The sequence below is a fragment of the Streptomyces liliifuscus genome, from assembly GCF_016598615.1.
Lineage (GTDB): Bacteria > Actinomycetota > Actinomycetes > Streptomycetales > Streptomycetaceae > Streptomyces > Streptomyces liliifuscus.
Map to the genome: position 1 here is coordinate 4,193,922 of NZ_CP066831.1, position 18,154 is coordinate 4,212,075.

The following is an 18,154-nucleotide window of genomic DNA, read 5'->3' on the forward strand; positions in this document are numbered from 1 at the left end:
GGTGACCCGTTGCCCGGCCGGTGAGCCCGTCGGTGACTAGCCCAGGGCCTGCTTGAGGTCCTGGAGGAGGTCGTCGATGTTTTCGATGCCTACGGAGAGGCGTACGAGATCGGCGGGGACCTCCAGGAGGGACCCGGCCACGGACGCGTGCGTCATGCGCCCCGGGTGCTCGATCAGGGACTCGACACCGCCCAGGGACTCGCCGAGCGTGAACACCTTGGCGCGGTTGCAGACCTCGACGGCCGCCTCCTCGCCGCCCTCGACCTGGAAGGAGACCATGCCGCCGAACGACTTCATCTGCTTGGCGGCGATCTCGTGACCGGGGTGCTCCGCGAGGCCCGGGTACAGAACGCGCGTCACGCGCGCGTGCCGGGTGAGCATCTCCGCGACCTGCGTGGCGTTCTCGCTGTGCCGGTCCATGCGGACGGCGAGCGTCTTGATGCCGCGCAGCACCAGCCAGGCGTCCATGGGACCGGCGACCGCGCCCATCGCGTTCTGGTGGTAGGCGAGCTCCTCGCCGAGCTCCTGGTCGGCGACCACGAGCGCGCCGCCGACGACGTCCGAGTGGCCGCCCATGTACTTGGTCAGCGAGTGCACGACGACGTCCGCGCCGAGCGCGAGCGGCTGCTGGAGGTAGGGGCTGGCGAAGGTGTTGTCGACGACCAGCTTCGCGCCGGCCTCGCGCGCGATCTGCGAGAGCGCGGCGATGTCGGTGATGCCGAGGAGGGGGTTGGAGGGGGTCTCGACCCAGACGGCCTTCGTCTTCGGGGTGAGGGCGGCCCGTACGGCCGCGGGGTCGCTGGTGTCGGCGACCGACCACTCCACGCCCCACCGGGAGACGACCTTCGCGAAGAGGCGGAACGTACCGCCGTACGCGTCATTGGGGATGACCACGTGGTCGCCCGGGCTGAGCAGCGTACGCAACAGGCAGTCCTCGGCCGCCAGTCCGGACGCGAACGCGAGCCCGCGGCGGCCGCCCTCCAGGGCGGCGAGGTTCTCCTCCAGGGCGGTCCTGGTGGGGTTGGCGCTGCGGCTGTACTCGTAGCCGCCGCGCAGACCGCCGACGCCGTCCTGCTTGTAGGTCGAAACCTGGTAGATCGGCGGGACGACCGCGCCGGTGAGGGGATCGGCGGTGTTGCCCGCGTGGATCGCCACGGTTTCGAAGTGCTGGCTGATGTGCCTGTCGCTCATGGGCACCGAGGGTAATGCGCTCGCGGGGAAAGTGACGGCATGGGGCGTGGGTGGGGGCATGGTGGGGGCGGGAGTACGGGGCGAGGCGCGGGCTGGGCGGGGTTCGTACGGGCCCGGTGCGGGCCTGAAGCGAGCCCGGTGCGGGGCTGGTGCAGGCCTCGTACGGGCCTGGGGCGGGCCCGGGGGCCAGGGTGGGTCCGGCGGTTTTCCACAGGAGGCGGCGCACGTTTTCCACAGGAGCGGTGACCAGGTTCGCCAATTGTCGGACGAGTCTGGTTCGCTTGAGGCATGGAGATTCTCTGGGTCCTGATGGCGCTGCTCATGATGAGCTTCGTCCTCTGGCCGATCCTTCTGCGCAGGCGTGCCGGTGGTATCCAGCAGGTCGCCCCGGGCGACCCCGACGCGGCCGACCCGGCGAACTACGGCTTCCTGCGGCAGGAGGAGCTGGACATCCGCATGCCGGGCCCCGACCAGGACCTGCTGGAGGTCCTGGACCTGGTGCAGCGCACCCAGGACTACCGGGCTGCGTCGCAGCTCCTGGCCGGCACCGAGATCGAGGGCGAGCGGCGCTGGCAGCGCGTGCAGGCCTTCGCGGGCGCCGCGTCGCTGGAGCTGCAGCAGCGCCCGGGCGGGGTGAGCGACTCCCCCGGCGGGCAGTGGCTGCGGGTGTGGCGGGCCGAGAACCTCAAGGACGCGGGAGGCGCCGCCGTGCACGCGGAGTTCCTGGTGCAGCAGGCGTGGCGTACGTCGTCGCCGGGGACGGACGAGTTCCGGATCATCATGGAGGAGGCGAGGGCGGCCTGCGGCGAGGCGGCGCTGCTGTCTCCGGGTGACCCGATCCCGTACATCATCGAGCTCTCCGTGGGCCGGGGACTCGCCTACCCCCAGGCGGAGTTCGAGAAGGTCTGGCTGAAGATCCTGGACCGGGCGCCCGCGCACATGGGGGCGCATCTGGCGGCGCTGCACTACTGGTGCGAGAAGTGGCACGGCTCGCGCGAGACGGCGTACTCCTTCGCGGAGGCGGCGGCGGCCCGGGCGCCCCAGGGGTCCCTCCTGGCCGCGATGCCCCTCTTCGCCGTCTTCGAGCACCTGCCCGAGGTGAACCTGGTCAGCGGCTTCTACCAGAGCGAGGTCGTGACCAAGGCGGTCCACGGCGCCCTCTACGCGGTCCACTCGGCCCGCGCCGACGACCCGATGCTCGCCCACGTCCGCCACCTGCTGGTCTTCTTCCTGGTCCGCGGCGAGCGCTGGTCGGAGGCGATGATCCAGCTGGTCCACGTCGACGGCCACGTGGGAGCCCTCCCCTGGACCCTGACGTCCGACCCGGCCGCGGACTACGCGGTGTACCGCGCCCTTGCGGTCGGCGGGTACGAGGCGAACGGAGGGAGCCCGGCGACGCTGCCGCACTGAGCGCGCCGAGGGTCTCGGGGCGGCACGACGGTGCCGGGCCAGTGACACGGCCCGGCTGCGGAGCCTCGGCCAATCGGCCTCCACCCTCCGCCGGGCCGCCTGGCGGTCAGCCCTCCGCGCGGGCGGGCAGCCGCCAGCCCGGGCGCGGGAAGTGGCAGGTGTAGCCGTCCGGGTAACGCTGCAGGTAGTCCTGGTGCTCCGGCTCGGCCTCCCAGAAGGGGCCGACGGGCTCGACCTCGGTGACGACCTTGTCCGGCCAGAGTCCGGAGGCGTCCACGTCCGCGATCGTGTCCTCGGCGATCCGCTTCTGCTCGTCGTCCACGTAGTAGATCGCCGAGCGGTAGCTGAGGCCGATGTCGTTGCCCTGGCGGTTCTTGGTGCTCGGGTCGTGGATCTGGAAGAAGAACTCCAGAAGTGCGCGGTAGTCCGTCTTCTCGGGGTCGAAGAGGATCTCGATGGCCTCCGCGTGCGTGCCGTGGTTACGGTACGTCGCGTTCGGCACGTCCCCGCCGGTGTATCCGACCCGGGTCGCCGTCACACCCGGGAGTCGGCGGATCAGCTCCTCCATCCCCCAGAAGCATCCGCCCGCCAGCATGGCCCTCTGCGTCTGCGCAGCCATTGCGATCCCTTCCACTATCTGAATCTGTCAGCTCGGTCAGTCGGGGGCATCGGCTCACACACCACCGGCTCCCCACGCCCACTCTCCTCAACGCGGAAGGGTTCCGGGCGATTCCATGCCCGTCCAGCCGGCAGTGCGGTCGTCGGCCGTCGTCCCTGCCCGACAGACGTTGCCTCCGGCGCCGGAGGCAACGGAGGCAACGGAGGCAACGGAGGCAACGGAGGCAACGGAGGCAACCGAAAAGTGGCCGGTGGCGCTCCGCCGCACGCTTCAGGAAGTCGGTCGTGACCTGGATCGGTCGGGCAGGTTCGTCAGCGGTCCGCTCCATGGATCCAGTCACACCGTGTGAGCCGTCCGGCGGCTCGTCCGCCATGACTCGTCCCGCCCTTGGGACGGGACGAGCGGTCAGCCACATCGCTCCGAACAGCGTTTGCCAAGTGTCACGGAGTTCTATGTGTCAGCGGAGTTCGCAGCTGCCCAAGGGCTCACCTCGGTCGCCCCTGCAGAAGTCCCGCCCGAGGCCGCCATGGACACGGTCGTTGGCTCGGCCATCGCGTGCGTTCAGGTGGTCGGCCCCCGCGAAGCCGGACAGCAGATCACTCTTGCCGTTGTCGACGGGCGAGGTGAGCACGTCGTTGCCGGCGCTGCCCCTCATCGTGTCCGCACCGGTTCCGCCGTACAGCCTGTCATTCCCCCAGTTCAGCGACCACGCGTGGCCGTCGCCCCCTTCCAGCGAGTCGTTGCCCGCACCGCCCCACAGCACGTCATTGCCCCAGAACCCGCGCAGACGGTCGTTCCCGTTCCCGCCGCTGAGGGCGTCCTTGCCGCGCTCGCCTGCGATGAGGTCGTCACCGTCACCACCCACCAGGTAGTCGTCACCGTCATCGCCGCAGATGATGTCGTTGCCCCCGCCGCCGACAATCGTGTCGGAGCCCCCGAGACCGGCGATGACGTCATTCCCGGAGCCGGCGTTGATGGTGTCGTTGCCCGGGCCTCCCCATACGGTGACGACCCTGCCGTAGCACTGGGGTGCGGCGGCCGTCGCCACGTCGCCCTGGGCAACGGTGGCGGCGAAAAGGCTCAGAGCTGAGCCCGTAACAAGGAGGAGCCTGCGAGGCACCGATACGGCCATGGCCCGAGCCGTCCGGTCGATCCCCGACTGTGATCGCTCATTCATGGTGATTCCATCCCGTCCGTCGGATCGGATATGTCCTCACCCACGGTGTCCTCGCACGGTCCGGACCACCATTCGTCATATGACGAATCCCGCCTGCCCAGCGGCGTAGTGTTGAACCGTCAAGACTGATACGGAGGGCGCCATGAGCCGCCATTCGATCACCGAACGCCACATGCGAGCGATGCTCGATGTCGTTGACGAAGCGCGACACACCACTACCGGCGAGATCCCGCCGCTGCCGCTGCTAAAAGGTCTGGGGCAGCTGATCCCTTGCGATATCGCGGAGTTCAGTGAGATCGACCTCCCCACCCGCCGGGTGCTGGCAAGTCAAGCCGTGGAGTACGGGGGTCACTATCCGGAACCCGACGACACTTTGTGGTGGCGGTGGAAACACCAGCACCCACATTGCGCGGACGTGGAGCGGAGCCATGGCTACATCGATGTCGCCCAGTTGTCGGACTACATGGGAATGCGGGACTTCCGGAACCTCGCGCTCTACAGCGAATACATGCGGCCTTTCGTCAACATGATCGTCCTGGCGTTGCCGACCGCACCCGGACGCATTCGCATGTACCACTTCTCCCGCGAACGCACACAGCCGTTCACCGACCGCGACCGGCTCACACTGCAACTGCTGCGCCCTCACATCAACACCATCTATCGCGAGGCCGCTCGACGCCGTCGCGAGCCGGTACAACTGACGCCGCGCGAACTTGACGTACTCCGCGCCGTGGCAAATGGGCTCAGTACCGAGGCCATCGCACGACAGTTCGTGGTCTCGACAAGCACCATCCGCAAACACCTGGAGAACGTCTTCCGCAAGCTCGACGTCTCCAGCCGTACTGCTGCCGTCGCGCGCATCTTCCCCGAACCTGATCCCGAGGCTTACGGCCCCTGACTAATGGTTTCCGAAGGCGGTCGGTATCTCCAAAGGCACATTAACCGCAATTCACGCGCTGCTACCACCAGCCGTTGGAAGTAGCGACTCCCAACGGCCGACAGCTGACAGCTGGCCGCATGAAGCCTGACTCCACATCCGATCAAGGAAACTGATGCGGTGACCAATATCGCGATGGACGAAGACGAGCTCCTGCACCGCTACGGACTGCACCCCGTCGGCGCGAATCTCGACGAGGTACGAGGTCTGCTCGCCGCGCGGACTCAACTGGAGAGGCGCGCGCAGGGAGACGGTGACACGGAGCTCATGAAGCTGTGCTGCGTGCAGCTGTTCAACGCCGGGAATCTCGAGGACGTGCTCCTCATCTGGCAGGCCAAGTCCGCGGGCATGGACGCCGACTGCTCGATCGACATCCAACTGCTGTGCGGAAGCGGACTGGCCGCGACCAAGGCGTACCTGTCGAGACAGCAACTGCCCGAAGCCGAGAGGGCACTGCAACGACTGATCAGCTGCGAAGCGGCCGGCGACTTCGAGGAATTCTCCGTCGAAGGCCATTCGGCCTGGTACGCCGCCTACTACGCGGTGTGATGACGAAGTCGAGGTCGGCGAACGAGCTACAGCAGGACAGAGATCTCCACGGCAACATCGTCCCCGGCCGAGATGCCCTGCCGCTTGCGTACAGCGGCCTTGAGCGGCAGCAGATAGCGGCCGTCCTTGGGGAAGAGCGAAGTACCGAAGACGACTTCACCGATCCGCGCCTCAACCGGGATCACACCCCAGCCGTACGAAGCCATCGCGGCCACCTCTCGGATGTCGGCGGACTCCTCGTCCGACACAGGGACGAAGTAGTACGGCGACGGCCCGCGCCATTCCATCACCCGTCCCGCGAAGACGAACTCCACCTTGCCGGTCCCCTTTCGCAAGTACGACCAAGTCGCGCTCGGCGTACATACCGTGCCACCACTCCTCCTTGAGAGCGACCGGCAGCCGAAATCCAGTGGCCGACCGCACCGGTCGACCCCACGCTGGAGGCCATGGAAGAACCCCACCGCAGAATCCGAGCGGCCCACACCACATCCACGATCACCGTCTACCAGGCATACCGCCCACAAATCGGCCAACCTGCCGCCCGGGAGGGGCGTTTCCCGCCGGCGTGGAAACGGGATCGGATGACGTGGGTCAAGGAGCGTTCGTAGCCTATTTCTATGGCCGAAGACGACAGGAACCAGCAGGCAGACGCCCGGTTACGGCGAGCCCTCCGGGCCAGGCAGGCAGCCGGTCCGCAGCGGGCCAGGAAGCACCGTTCCGACTGGAAGGGCGAGTCCGCAGCGATCTACTGCCGGATCTCGCACGTGAACGATGACGATCAGACGGGCGTTGAGCGCCAGGAGCGCATCTGCCGAGAGGTCGCCGAACGTCTTGGACTCGCCGTCACCGAAGATCAAGTCTTTGTGGACAACAACCGGTCCGCATGGCAGCGGAAGCGCAAACGTCCGGGGTGGGACGCGCTTCTGGCCGAGGCCAGCAAGGGCCGTGTCCGCCACGTCCTCACGTACCACCCAGACCGGTTGATGCGTCAGCCGCGCGATCTCGAAGAGCTGTTGCAGATCGCTGACGATCACGACATCACGTTGCACGGGCAGGCGAACCGGCGCGATCTCGCGGACCCCGATGACCGGTTCTTCCTGCGCATCGAGGTGGCCCACGCATGCCGCTCCAGTGACGACACATCGCGCCGACTGATCGATTCCATGATCGACCGTGCCCAGGACGGGAGGCCGCACACCGGCAAGCGTCGCTACGGCTACGACAAGACCGGCACAGCGATCGTTCCCGAAGAGGCCGCCATCGTGCGGGAGATCTTCACTCGCTATCTCGACGGCGTGAGCCCGGTCCAACTGGCCAAGGAGTTGTACGGCCGCGGTGAGAAGACCGCCGAAGGGCGAACCTGGAGTGCCCCGCGAGTCCGGGATGTTCTCGACAGCCGCCACGTGGCAGGGATTCGTGTCTTCCGGGGCGAGGAGATCGGCGATGGCGAGTGGCCCGCGATCATCGATCGTGGGATGTGGCGGGAAGTCCGGGAGCGCCGCGCCTATCGCGCCGCGAAGTTGGGGGACGGCAAGCGGCCGAGCAGGTTCTACCTGTTGCGCGGGGTGGTCACCTGCACGGGATGCAGCAGGATCATGGGCGGATCTGGGGGAAGCGGAGCCAAGTACGTCTGCAACCGCCACACCCATCGCCTCGATGTCCCACGCTGCAACAGGGTGGTGTCCGCTCCCATCGTGGAGGAGTTCGTGACCGAGGCCGCGATCAACCTCCTTGAACGTCTCGACCTCACAGAGGCGCCGACGCCTTCCGAGTTGTCGGAAGAGGATCAAGCAGCCGTTGAGGCCGATTGCCAGGAACTCGACGATCTCAAAGACATGTGGGACAGCCAGGAGTTGAAGACACGGGAGTACCGCGAGATGCGCAGGACGGTTGAAGCGCGCATCGCCGAAGTGGAGCGCAAGATGATCGTCCGCCCCGCCGCAGACGTCTTGGACGGTCTGGTGGGCCCACACGCGCGAGCGAGCTGGGAGGAATTGAAGACAGCGGAGGACTACCCGCGCATGAACGCTGTCATCCGCTTCCTGTTCGCCGCTGTCAAGATCAAAGAAGCAAAGAGGAAGGGCCGTCAGTTCGACTACGGCAGGATCGACATCGAGCAGAATCCCATCTGGACCTGACCGAAGGCCTGGTCAACTCACGGCGAGCAGAAGGACCCACAAGACACCGGCGAGAGCCGGAATGGTGTAAGCGATGAACACAGCCGCCTTTGGGCCACGTATGTGCACCGCAGCTTGAGTCTCTGCGAAGTCGGGCACTTTGGCCACGAGCCGCCTGCGGAGACCGTCGGTATACCTGATCTGTCTGTGGCCTACATAGAGCCATATAACAGCAAGCGCAACTCCGAAAATCGCGATCACATGCGCGGTGAGATTGGCGCTTTCTGCCTGACGGCCTACTGCACCGCCCGCAGACAAGATCGCAGTGTAGGCGACAAGCTGAAGCGACTGAGCAACGAGAAACAGATTAGCTCGCTGCATAATCATGGTGTCTTCGTGGAGGAAGTACTCCCAGAGTCGCAAGAGAGCATCCGTCTCTTGGCGCGTCCTCGGATCGCCTAACGGTTGAGTCATGACTCCGTGTTGCCCGGCCGCTAGCCTCCCCACGCCCCCTGAGAGAAGGTCAGCGAAACGGGTTCATTCGATCTTTCCACCAGGTTGGCGCTCCAGAAGTCGAGCCAGACGCCGGGCCGATTCGGGGCCGATCTTGGTGGAGAATGTTCGACAGACTCTGTCCAGGTGGCGCTCTCTCTCCGCCTCGCGATCAGGTGCGGTCAACTGCTCACCCCCGCCCCGTGCGTCGCTCAGCATTCACCGCTAAGTTCATCGCGAGATCGTCCGCAATTCCTGCTGCGATCAATGCCGCGCCGAGAGAATGACCTGAGCCGACGTAGCGCCATTGCCGTTCAGTGACAGCCTCGGCGATCTCGGCGTGGCTCACGTGATGAGCCCGCTCAGCTCTTAGCGCTGCGTACGTGGTCGAGTAGGCTCGGGACTTGGCGAGGATGTGGCCTCGGTAGCCGAGGGTGTGGGCCCAGCTCCGCAGGTGCAGGGGCGCGAACTCAGGTAAGCCGCCGAGGCGCCAGCACGTGGACATGAGCGCCCGAACATGGCCGGACACACGAGCCGCCTCAACGTCACCCCAGGTCGTGAGCCGGTAGTCCGTGCCGGCGCCTGTCTCACTCGCTCCCTTGGTGACGTACTTGGCGACATACGCGGCCACCGCATCGTCATCCGGTCCATCGCCGTCGGCGTGTAGGGGGCGAGCGTCGACCTGGACGCCCCAGCGGAGGGCAAGTTCACCGACAGCGGGACTGTAGGGACTGCGGACCACGACCTGACTCGCGGAGGCGCGCACCGCAGCGGTCAGGCGGTCGACGGTGCCCCAGTCCGGGGGTTCATCCGTCGGTCCGGCCGGGCCGTCGAGGCGGACGATGGCGTGGATGTGGACGGCCGCCCGCTTCTGGTACTCAGCGACACGGGCGAAGGACAGCCGCGCGTGATCGGGGAGGCGGGACTGTACGACGCCTGCGGCCGAGGCGAGTTGGCGACGGACACCGATGACGAAGCGGTCCCACAGCTTGCCCGCGTGTGCGTGCCAGAGGGCATGGGCCGGGTAGTCGTAGCAATCGGCGCACAGGGGTTGGCCGACGAGGGAGTCAGGCGTGTCGTGGATGGCACCGCAGCCGAGAGGGCGACCGTGCTCGCACTCACTCCTGTCACGCCGGGGGCGGCAGCGGTCCTCCCCGGCACGGTGGACCGCGCCGAAGGACGGAGCGGTCAAGGTGATGAAGAGCCGAGGACGTTGGCGAACGGTGCTGGGGACGTTCTTGCCGCCGCTCAGGCCCGCGCGGACGAGGTGGAAGGTGTCGCCCGCGTGGAGGCGGGAGCAGGGCGCGCAAACAGTCGCGCGTCTGTTGCGGCAGCGGACGAGAAGGCGTTCGCCGGGTTGGTCACGGGTGTCGTAGTGGCGGAGGATCTCGCCGGTTGTCGCGTCCAGGGTGGTGGTCGAGCCGAACAGGTGGACGGGATGGGAGCAGCCGCCAGTGGCGGTGATCTGGTCCAGCCAGCGGGTGAACTGGGGGTCTTGGGCGATGCGGATTGCGTCGCGGTCTGCTTCGGGGAGCTGGCGCAGGCGCGCCGCGCGGTCGAGGGCGGCGCGCCTGTCAGCCGGAGTGGATTCCGGGGGAATGGTGGTGACCTTCCAGGGTGGGCCGCCGCAGCGGCTCGGGTGATGGTGGGTGGCGCGCTGTTGGCCATGTGGATCACTCCTTGCTGGATCGGGCATGTTGTGGGTTCAGCGGATGGTTCCGGCGCCCCGGCATACTCGGCAGCGGCGAAGCCGTCCGGTCCAGGTCCTGCGGGCTCCGTCGCCCTTGCAGACGGGGCATCTCACGCGCGGCATGGGCATGGCGTACGTCCTTTCTGCTCAGGTGTGGGAGAAACCGCTGATGACCCAGGTGACGAGCCCGTGGACGGTGAAGATCACGGGGGTCTGGCCGAGGTAGACGCCGAAGAGGCCGACGCAGACCGCTTCCCAGGCGCGCACGTCGCGGGAGCGGACGAGGAGGACGGTGATGATCCCGAAGATCACCGCGAACGTGAATGCCGTGCCTTCGCTGATCACTTGTCGTCTCCTTCCAGGGCCACGAGAGCGCGGCGGATGGCGGGCAGTTCCGGGGTGATGCCGGAGTTCCGTTGGGCGATCGCTATGGCCTCTTCGGTCGGTGTCAGGTGCGAGCGGGCCCGGCTCCAGCCGCCGTCCGGTCCGGTGCACACGGCCACACCCCGTTCCGTCGCAGTGATCGACTGAGCGACGGTCACCGCGTCCTTGTTGAGGTCGCCCAAGGTCATCTCGGCCGTACCGGGGTCGTTGACGCGATGGCAGATACGGCCACCGAGCTGGGCCCTCAACGCGGTGACACCGGGGCCGAGGTCGGATCCGACGCGTTGGCCGGCGACGACCAGGTGCAGGCCGAGCGCGGCCCCGAGTTGGGCCAGGCGCAGAAGGAGAACGGAACACTGCTCGGCTTCCGCCTTGCTCTCGCGGGTGCCGTCGGACAGATAGAGCTCCGCGATCTCGTCGACGATCACGACGACGGGGACCGGTCGCAGCGTGTCGGGGAGCTCCCAGATGGATCGGACGCCCGCCGACCGGCACGCGCTCATGCGGTCCTGCATGTCGACGACGAGCGCGGCGAGGACCGCGACCGCTTCGCGTCGACACGTCGCCAGCGCGCTCAATCGCCCGGCGAACAGGCCGAGTTCCATGCCGCCCTTGCAGTCGATGCCGATCAGGGCGACGGGTTGTGGGGCGAGTTGGGTGATGAGCCGGGCCAGCAGGGTGGACTTGCCGGACCGAGTGGCGCCCGCGATGAGCCAGTGCGGGACGAGCCTCAGATCCATGACCCAGGCGCCGCCGCTCTCCAGCGCCCCGATGAGCGCGGACAGCAGCGCGGTGGGAGCCGTGGCCAGGCCCGGCCGTTCCAGCGGGTCACTGGCCGTCGCGGTCAGGAGCACGAGCCCGCGTTCCGGCGACGTGACCCGTACCGCGTGCACCTTCCACGCGTGCACGAACGCCTCAGCCGCCTTGAGATACGTCGCCGGAGTCTGGCCCGCATGCAGCCGCACGACCACGGTCAGCCCCAGGGGGGTAGCGCGCGGGAAGGAGATCCGCGGAGCCACCGGCCGCAGCGGATCACCCTTGACCACCAGATCCCCGAGCAGCCCGCGGTGCGGACGGCGGGAGACGGAGAGGTCGTTGAGCATGGCGACCTTGCGCCAGGTGAACAGCACCCGGCACGCGGTGAGCGGGTAGCCGGTGAGGTACCAGTGCCAGGCCGGACGGTGCCGCCGCAGCAGATCACCGACGACGAGCACCCACGCCAGCAGAGCAAGCCCGAAGGCGAGCGCGATCGCACCGTTCATCACGCACCACCGGCCTTTAAGGCCGTGCCGTGCACGGGCGTGATGGCATCAGCGCGGAAGCTGATTCCGTGCCGGTCGCCCATCGCCCAGGCGAACGCCATCAATCCGGTGACCTTGAGGATCTGTCCTTCCTCGATGCCTTTCGGTTCACCGCTCACGGCGATCTCGATCACGGAGATCCGCCGCCGGTCCTGCCGCACCGTCACGGCCACCGTGTAGATGGTGTTGCCGTCGCGGTCCTTCTTCACCTCCTGTGTCTCGGAGTTGCTGATCTTTGCTTCGGGCGCGATGGCGCACCGCAGTACGCCGAGCCGCGCCGTGTCCACGGGAATGGACTGCATTACGTGGCCTCCCTGGCCAGTCGGGACGCCTGACATATTCAGACGTCACTTGTCCTTACGAGTTATAACTATGGAGCTCTGTACGACGAGAGGGCAAGTACTTATGCTGACGAGTGATGTCGCGCGTGCGACGTGCCTATGACTTCAACCCGAAGGTGCCGCGATGACGGAGATCCAACGCCCCGGAGCGCTCTACCAGCAGGTTGCCGCCGCGATCCGGGAAGCGATCCTCTCTGGCGAGTTCGAGCCGGGCGCCCCGCTGCCCTCCGAGGCGCAGCTCATCGAGCGCTACAAGGTGTCCCGCCCAACCGTCCGCAACGCTGTCGCCGCCCTGCGCGCGGAAGGGCTGATCGAGGTGCGGCACGGCAAGGGGAGCTTCGTACGCTCCGACGGCCAGCCCGCCGTCACCATCGAGCGCCGCATCAGCCACACCCGCGACGGCCAGTTCGCCCTGCCCGACGGTTCGGTCTGGGAGGAGGCCGAAGAGCCCACCCCGTACCGCGCCCGCTCCACGAAGGCCAACGGTCCCTTGCTCGGACTCGGCGTAGAGGAAGAGCTTTTCGTCTGTGATCGTCTGCTCACCGACCCCGCCAGCGGTACCCGCGCCATGCTCCGCACGGTGACGCCGCTCGCGGTTGCCGCAGACGTCCCGCTCCTCGGTGAATCGCCGGGCCCGCCTCCCGCCGCCGCGTACGCGATCCTGACGCAGGCCGGGCACAAGCTGTGGTGGTCCGAGACGGTCCGCGCCCGCATGCCGCTGCCCGACGAGCGCACCACGCTCCAGCTCCCGGACGCGACACCGATCCTGCACCTGGCCCGCGTCACGCACGGCACCGACGACCGCCCCCTGATGCTGGAAGAGTTCCGCGTCGGTGCGGACCGTGCCGAACTCGCCTACCGGATCACCGCCGACAAGCAGCCCGCGCGGCGCGCCCGCGCCTGAGGGCCGATGGCAATCGGTCGAAACCCGCTTCACTTCCTCAAGGGCGCGCCTGCGGCGCGCCGGGCAGCCCGGCCGCCCCGGCCGGGCGTGCGGCGTGGCCGCCGGTCCCGTCCGGTCGCCCGACTGCCCACACCCCAGCACACCCAAGGCCAAGAAGCATCGACCCGTCGAGCCGGGCTGGGGCCCGTGTGGCTGGGGGTCGACGGCCTCCGAGACTTTAGGCAGCTCCCATGGGGCGAGCCTCGAAGACCAGGGGGCCAATCGGGCACACCAGCGGGCAGGTCCAGTACCTGCCCGATTCGCCGGGCGAGCGTAAGGCCCCCTGGTCACTCGCCCCATGGCAGCTACCGCCCAAAGTCTCTGCGGCCGGCGACGTGCCCACCCGCGCCACTCACCAGGCAAGACACCCCTCACGCCGCACCACCGTCGCCATGAGTGAGCCTCTCCAGGAGCCCGGCGAGCCGGTCCACAGCGTCCGGCCAGCCCGTGACCCGTACGACCCCGCGCCCCTCCTCGTTCGTCGAGGCGACCGCCCGCGCCTCCGACAGCTCCAACCCGGCACCCAGGAGTGCCCGGTTCAGCCGGTCCGCAGCCTCCCGCGCACCACGCCAGCCCGCCACATAGTCGACCCCGGGCACCCACAGACCGCAGTCCGCGCCCGCGACATCGAGACCGTCACTCAGCCAGTCCTCACCCGCGCCAGTCACCTTGCCCACCTCTGCCCTGATCTAGGTAACGGATCGTCAACTTCCTTTGGCCCAGGGCAGAACGCAGAGCAACGGCCCCAGTACCATCAGGCACCGGGGACCGTCGCGTCCCCTCCCGGACCACCCCAGTTGCTGCCAGGCGCGGGGGTGGTCCGGTCTCGGTATGAGGTTGTGAAGCGCGGCCCCCTGATCCGGGTGGGGAACCCGGCGGATCAGGTCCAGGGGACCGCGCCCCTTGGCCGGAGACGTGAGGCTCCGGCCCCGATGCCGTCACCCACTCCCTCTCTCAAGGGAGCGAAACAGGTGGCGACGGCTCGGAGATCAGCGAATCGGTGAGTTCTCGGCCCCGTCGTCGAGGTCAAGGCGGCACCACACGGTCTTGCCGCCCTTGTCTCCTGGTGTCCACCAGACCGCCGCTGCCAACCTCTGCACGATCAGCAGCCCACGGCCGCTGTCGGGTAACACGGCCTCGGACAGCTCCCCCATGAGCCCAGGGCAGAACGCCTCTCCCGCCGGAAGCAGTGGGGGCGTCGAGTCCTCATCAGTGACGCCGATGAACAGCCATTTGGGCCACATCTTGAACGTCACATCGATACGCCGAGCAGCACCGGGATGCGCCAGACGACGATCCGGCACCGCATGATTCACCACGTTCCCCACGAGCTCCGAGACGGCCAGCCGGGCATCATCCACGACCTCGTTCGCACCCGTGCCCCGAAGGAACTCGGCCGTCATGTCACGGGCGACGCGTGCCGTGTCATGGAATTCGGCGAAGAGCGTCAGAGCCAGGTAGTGCCCGGCGGAAGAAGGGTCCGGCGCCACGTACCAGTGAGCGAACGCATCCAGCTCGTTCGCCAGGTGCTCACGCCTCCGGGTTTGCCTCGCATCCATGGCACGACCCACCGTCTCCGGTCACGTCTGCCGAGGCGGTCCCGGCAGGGTGGACCGAGGGTGCACCCCCTGCACCGCTTGTCGCTCCCCCCTCTTGGGGACCCCCCTCGTGGGTACACTCGCGAGACGGACACAGTAGGAAGATCAGGTCAGTCACAATGGGGAAGTGAAATGACCGAAGCTGCTCCGACACCGGCCGCTCTGCCGCCGCACGTGCTGGAACGCGCAGACGTGCGCTCCGCGATCGCCAACCACGATTTCGGCGAAGTCTTCAGACTCGCCAGGCTCCACGGCAAAGTCAGCTACGCCAAGATCGCCGAGGCCGTCGGCTACAAGCGCGAGCACATCGGCAAGATGGCTCGGCCGGAGACCGACGGCAAGGGCGTACGCCCCCGGATCACTCAGCACCGCAAGATCCTCGAAGTGGTGGACGGTCTACGCATCCCCGGTCACCTTGCTGGCCTAGCTCCCCGTCCATGGGAGGTGGCGCGAGGAGCGCGAATCTCCGTGTCGGAGGACCCGAGCACCTTGCTCACACAGGGCGGTGCGGGACTGTGGGACGTCCCCGAACTACTACGGCGAACTGAGATGTCCAGCATCAACAGCGCGGCCCTGGAGTCGATCGAACAGGGCATTGACCAGTTGGCCCGCGCCTACCCGTACGCCGATGCCAACTACCTGCACGAGCGCACCCGGAACGGATTGCAGTACGTCACCAAGCAGCTTGAGGGCCGAATGACCCTGCGTCAGCACCGGGAACTTCTCGTTGACGCCGGATGGCTGTTCCTCCTGAATGCATGCGTCCAGTACGACCGAGGGCAGCGCGAGGCCGCCAACCTCAGCAAAGCCGCAGCACTCCGGATCGGTGACGAGGCCGGGCACGGCGAAATCATGGCTTGGGCGTGGGAGATCGAAGCATGGTTCGCCCTCACCCAAAGCCGCTGGCAAGACATGCTCGATGCCGTTGAAGCCGGCCATGTAGCCGATCAGACGCATTCCGTCGGCGTGCAGTTGTATGCGCACAAGGCACGAGCCGCCGCGCGCATGGGAGATGCCCGCCTGGTCCGCGATTCTCTGGACGCCGGACGCGCGAGGTTGGATCGGTTGCCCCGCCCGGACCACCCTGAACACCACTTCATAATCGATCCAGACAAGTGGGATTTCTACGAGATGGACGCCTACCGTCTACTCGGAGACGACGAGCGCGCCGCCACCCACGCCAGATCAGTAATCCGAATCAGCACCGGACCCGACGGAACCGAAATATCTCCCATGCGCTCTGCAGAGGCACGCCTCACGCTCGCAGTCACCGCCGCCCGTACCGGCGACATAGACGAAGCCGTAGGTATGGGGACCATGGCACTCGCAGCCGACCGAAAATCCCTCCCATCCCTACTATTGGTCGCCGACGAGTTGGACAGGGAACTCCGCTCCCGCTACCCGCGCGAGCCCGCCTCACGCGACTTCCACGAGCGGATCACGACCGTCAAGCAAGGTGCAGCCAAGGCGGATCTTCCCTTCTGATCCCTTTCCTCAGTCCGGCGCCCCGCTATGGGAGTATGCAGCTTAGAAGTTTCTAACTAAGCGATCAGCACCAGCTTGGAAGCGTCGATAGTACGGTTACAACGCCCCGATTGAGAAGATGCCCGATGAAGGTACGGTTTGCGATGAAGGCTCAATGAGCGCTATCTCTTTTTGTGCAGTGGGCGATACATGGTTTCAATCTTGGGGTGAAAGCTATAATCCGAACCTGGCGCCCCTCTTTCGACTTTCTGATGCCACAATAGACGCAGAGGGCGAGCTGGACTATTTTTCCGTTACTTCACATCAAATGCGCGACCGGATGGAACTTCTGGGTATTGATCTCGCAGCAACTCGCATAGCTTTCACTAATGGCTACACCGAGACACCAGATGAGCACCGACCTGAAACTTTCGATTTCTGCGATTGGATGGCCAAAGGTCGAGAAGTGGTAGCGAGTTCAGGTTTCTTTGACTATGAAATAGATAATGCGTGGATCGACCATGCGGTCGATATTCGTTACATCATGCGTGCTCTCATTGAGATGCACCCAGACGACGCCCCAGTGGTTTGGAACCTCGCCGACGTGATTCTCCGAGGTCACGTTTCTCCGGATCCCGCACTGTGCGAGCGAGAACTTGAAAGTATACGAAAAATTTCAGTGTCCAATTTCCCAGTAGTGGTACTCACGGAAGGTTCCACTGATGCCACACTACTCGCAGGGTCCCTTAAGCTGATCCACCCTCACCTAGTGGACTTCATTAAGTTCATGGATTTTGGACCTGGCGTTGAAGGAAGCGCCAGTGCCCTACTGCGTAACGTCCGAGCCTTCGCTGCATCAGGAATCGCCAATCGCGTAATAGCGATTTTCGACAATGACACAGCTGCGTCCGAGGTTCTATCGTCCCTGAAGACATCAATGCCTGACAATTTCAGAATTTCCCGTTACCCAAACATAGAAATGGGAATCTCATACCCAACTGTCGGGCCAACGGGCTGGGAAATGGCAGAAGTGAATGGTCGTGCAGGTTGCCTGGAACTCTATTTCGGCGAAGATGTCCTTCGACAGGATGACGGGTCTCTAACGCCGGTACAGTGGACAAGTTTTTCAAAAGGCCAGCGCGAGTACCAAGGAGAGATTAGAGATAAGACTCGAGTGCAGAAATCTTTTCGTAAAAAATTGGAAACTGCCCTGGATCGAGATGGCATGGCACCTCATGAGGACTGGTCCGGGATGACTGCGATCCTTGATGTGATCCGTACAGCCTTCTCGAATAACGGAGCGGGGTAGCCGCCTCCCCTTCACCCGTGGACGATATTTCGATGCTTTTACACCTGCGAGGAGAGGGACTCTAGTAATCCGGCAGTGGGCCAGAAGTGTTGCTCTAGCCAGATCGCTGCACCTGCATGCCCACCGTGTTTGCTTTCGTTTCGCTCCCTCAGTAGCGACCTGAGAAGTTGCTGCGGCGTAAAAGCCTTCTTGGGGTCTTGATAAGCAAACGTCATCATCGCTGCAGGTAGAAGACATTGACGTCTTGCCGCCTTGATTAGATCGGGGAACTTGGTCCGATCTGGCATCGCAGTCATGCGTTTCAACATCAACTCAGCAGCCGTGTGGAGTTCCTCGATCACTACTTCAGCGTCAACTTCTTGCACACACCAGGCCGCCATCACCGTTTGTGTCACACACAATCGATTACCGAGTTCCCTGTCATCGCTAGCCGGCCAGAGAGAATGGATTGGCCATACGGAACTATTCTGAATAGCGCGCAAGGTCGGAACGTAGAATTCATTCCTTTTATAATACCGCTCATACCAAGAGCAGCGATATTTAGTGAGGATGTCGACGAATCCGTTCCCGAGTCTCCGTCGATAGGAAGGGTTCCGCGAGCTCGACGTGGCCTCAGCAATGGTAGGTATGTC

The 18,154-nt window shown here is 65.7% G+C and carries 18 protein-coding genes and 1 pseudogene; 8 read left to right on the plus strand and 11 right to left on the minus strand.

What is annotated here, in order from left to right; all coding sequences use genetic code 11:
• Nucleotides 1–36: 36 nt before the first annotated feature.
• Nucleotides 37–1,191 (minus strand): cystathionine gamma-synthase, encoded by a 1,155-nt coding sequence (locus tag JEQ17_RS17680; RefSeq protein WP_200396147.1) that lies wholly within the window; start codon nucleotides 1,189–1,191, stop codon nucleotides 37–39.
• Between the two features lie 288 nt (nucleotides 1,192–1,479).
• Here JEQ17_RS17680 and JEQ17_RS17685 point away from each other — a divergent pair, with 288 nt between their 5' ends.
• Nucleotides 1,480–2,601 carry a hypothetical protein gene (locus JEQ17_RS17685; protein WP_200396148.1) on the plus strand — a complete coding sequence of 374 codons (1,122 nt, stop codon included), beginning with the start codon at nucleotides 1,480–1,482 and terminating at the stop codon, nucleotides 2,599–2,601.
• A 106-nt stretch (nucleotides 2,602–2,707) separates the two neighbouring features.
• Here the strand turns inward: JEQ17_RS17685 and msrA are convergent, their stop codons facing one another.
• Nucleotides 2,708–3,220, minus strand: a complete 513-nt coding sequence (gene msrA / locus JEQ17_RS17690) for a peptide-methionine (S)-S-oxide reductase MsrA (RefSeq protein ID WP_200396149.1) — start codon at nucleotides 3,218–3,220, stop codon at nucleotides 2,708–2,710.
• A gap of 457 nt (nucleotides 3,221–3,677) precedes the next feature.
• Nucleotides 3,678–4,397, minus strand: a complete 720-nt coding sequence (locus tag JEQ17_RS17695) for a calcium-binding protein (protein ID WP_200396150.1) — start codon at nucleotides 4,395–4,397, stop codon at nucleotides 3,678–3,680.
• Between the two features lie 142 nt (nucleotides 4,398–4,539).
• Here JEQ17_RS17695 and JEQ17_RS17700 point away from each other — a divergent pair, with 142 nt between their 5' ends.
• Entirely contained in the window at nucleotides 4,540–5,295 is a 756-nt protein-coding gene (locus JEQ17_RS17700; RefSeq protein WP_200396151.1) for a helix-turn-helix transcriptional regulator, read from the plus strand.
• A gap of 159 nt (nucleotides 5,296–5,454) precedes the next feature.
• Nucleotides 5,455–5,883, plus strand: a complete 429-nt coding sequence (locus JEQ17_RS17705) for a hypothetical protein (protein ID WP_234048242.1) — start codon at nucleotides 5,455–5,457, stop codon at nucleotides 5,881–5,883.
• 26 nt (nucleotides 5,884–5,909) lie between these two features.
• Here JEQ17_RS17705 and JEQ17_RS17710 read toward each other — a convergent pair whose 3' ends face one another.
• Entirely contained in the window at nucleotides 5,910–6,197 is a 288-nt protein-coding gene (locus JEQ17_RS17710; protein ID WP_200396152.1) for a DUF1905 domain-containing protein, read from the minus strand.
• A 132-nt stretch (nucleotides 6,198–6,329) separates the two neighbouring features.
• Here JEQ17_RS17710 and JEQ17_RS17715 point away from each other — a divergent pair.
• Nucleotides 6,330–6,479: pseudogene (locus tag JEQ17_RS17715) on the plus strand (DUF4291 family protein); the annotation flags it as partial.
• Between the two features lie 21 nt (nucleotides 6,480–6,500).
• On the plus strand, nucleotides 6,501–8,021 hold the full coding sequence (locus JEQ17_RS17720; protein WP_200396154.1) for a recombinase family protein: 1,521 nt from the start codon (nucleotides 6,501–6,503) through the stop codon (nucleotides 8,019–8,021).
• Nucleotides 8,022–8,033: 12 nt separating this feature from the next.
• Here the strand turns inward: JEQ17_RS17720 and JEQ17_RS17725 are convergent, their stop codons facing one another.
• The 5 genes from JEQ17_RS17725 to JEQ17_RS17745 form a co-directional block, all read right to left on the minus strand.
• Entirely contained in the window at nucleotides 8,034–8,387 is a 354-nt protein-coding gene (locus JEQ17_RS17725) for a hypothetical protein (protein WP_200396155.1), read from the minus strand.
• A gap of 295 nt (nucleotides 8,388–8,682) precedes the next feature.
• The gene (locus JEQ17_RS17730) at nucleotides 8,683–10,188 is read right to left on the minus strand and encodes a replication initiator (RefSeq protein ID WP_234048243.1); all 1,506 of its coding nucleotides are present in this window, start codon (nucleotides 10,186–10,188) and stop codon (nucleotides 8,683–8,685) included.
• Between the two features lie 141 nt (nucleotides 10,189–10,329).
• The gene (locus JEQ17_RS17735) at nucleotides 10,330–10,527 is read right to left on the minus strand and encodes a hypothetical protein (protein WP_143638908.1); all 198 of its coding nucleotides are present in this window, start codon (nucleotides 10,525–10,527) and stop codon (nucleotides 10,330–10,332) included.
• The gene (locus JEQ17_RS17740; RefSeq protein ID WP_200396156.1) at nucleotides 10,524–11,828 is read right to left on the minus strand and encodes an FtsK/SpoIIIE domain-containing protein; all 1,305 of its coding nucleotides are present in this window, start codon (nucleotides 11,826–11,828) and stop codon (nucleotides 10,524–10,526) included. The genes JEQ17_RS17735 and JEQ17_RS17740 overlap by 4 nt, the downstream gene beginning before the upstream one ends.
• The gene (locus JEQ17_RS17745) at nucleotides 11,828–12,169 is read right to left on the minus strand and encodes an SCO3933 family regulatory protein (RefSeq protein WP_200396157.1); all 342 of its coding nucleotides are present in this window, start codon (nucleotides 12,167–12,169) and stop codon (nucleotides 11,828–11,830) included. The genes JEQ17_RS17740 and JEQ17_RS17745 overlap by 1 nt, the downstream gene beginning before the upstream one ends.
• Before the next feature lie 163 nt (nucleotides 12,170–12,332).
• Between JEQ17_RS17745 and JEQ17_RS17750 the strand changes: the two genes are divergently transcribed.
• The gene (locus JEQ17_RS17750; protein ID WP_200396158.1) at nucleotides 12,333–13,112 is read left to right on the plus strand and encodes a GntR family transcriptional regulator; all 780 of its coding nucleotides are present in this window, start codon (nucleotides 12,333–12,335) and stop codon (nucleotides 13,110–13,112) included.
• Nucleotides 13,113–13,522: 410 nt separating this feature from the next.
• Here JEQ17_RS17750 and JEQ17_RS17755 read toward each other — a convergent pair whose 3' ends face one another.
• A complete protein-coding gene (locus tag JEQ17_RS17755; RefSeq protein ID WP_407700059.1) occupies nucleotides 13,523–13,819 on the minus strand; it encodes a hypothetical protein in 297 nt (98 codons plus the stop codon).
• 321 nt (nucleotides 13,820–14,140) lie between these two features.
• A complete protein-coding gene (locus JEQ17_RS17760; RefSeq protein ID WP_200401548.1) occupies nucleotides 14,141–14,710 on the minus strand; it encodes an ATP-binding protein in 570 nt (189 codons plus the stop codon).
• Between the two features lie 171 nt (nucleotides 14,711–14,881).
• On the opposite strand from JEQ17_RS17760, the gene JEQ17_RS17765 reads away from it, so the two are divergent.
• Nucleotides 14,882–16,234 carry a tetratricopeptide repeat protein gene (locus tag JEQ17_RS17765; RefSeq protein WP_200396160.1) on the plus strand — a complete coding sequence of 451 codons (1,353 nt, stop codon included), beginning with the start codon at nucleotides 14,882–14,884 and terminating at the stop codon, nucleotides 16,232–16,234.
• A 118-nt stretch (nucleotides 16,235–16,352) separates the two neighbouring features.
• Nucleotides 16,353–17,522 (plus strand): hypothetical protein, encoded by a 1,170-nt coding sequence (locus JEQ17_RS17770; RefSeq protein WP_200396161.1) that lies wholly within the window; start codon nucleotides 16,353–16,355, stop codon nucleotides 17,520–17,522.
• Nucleotides 17,523–18,154 lie beyond the last annotated feature (632 nt).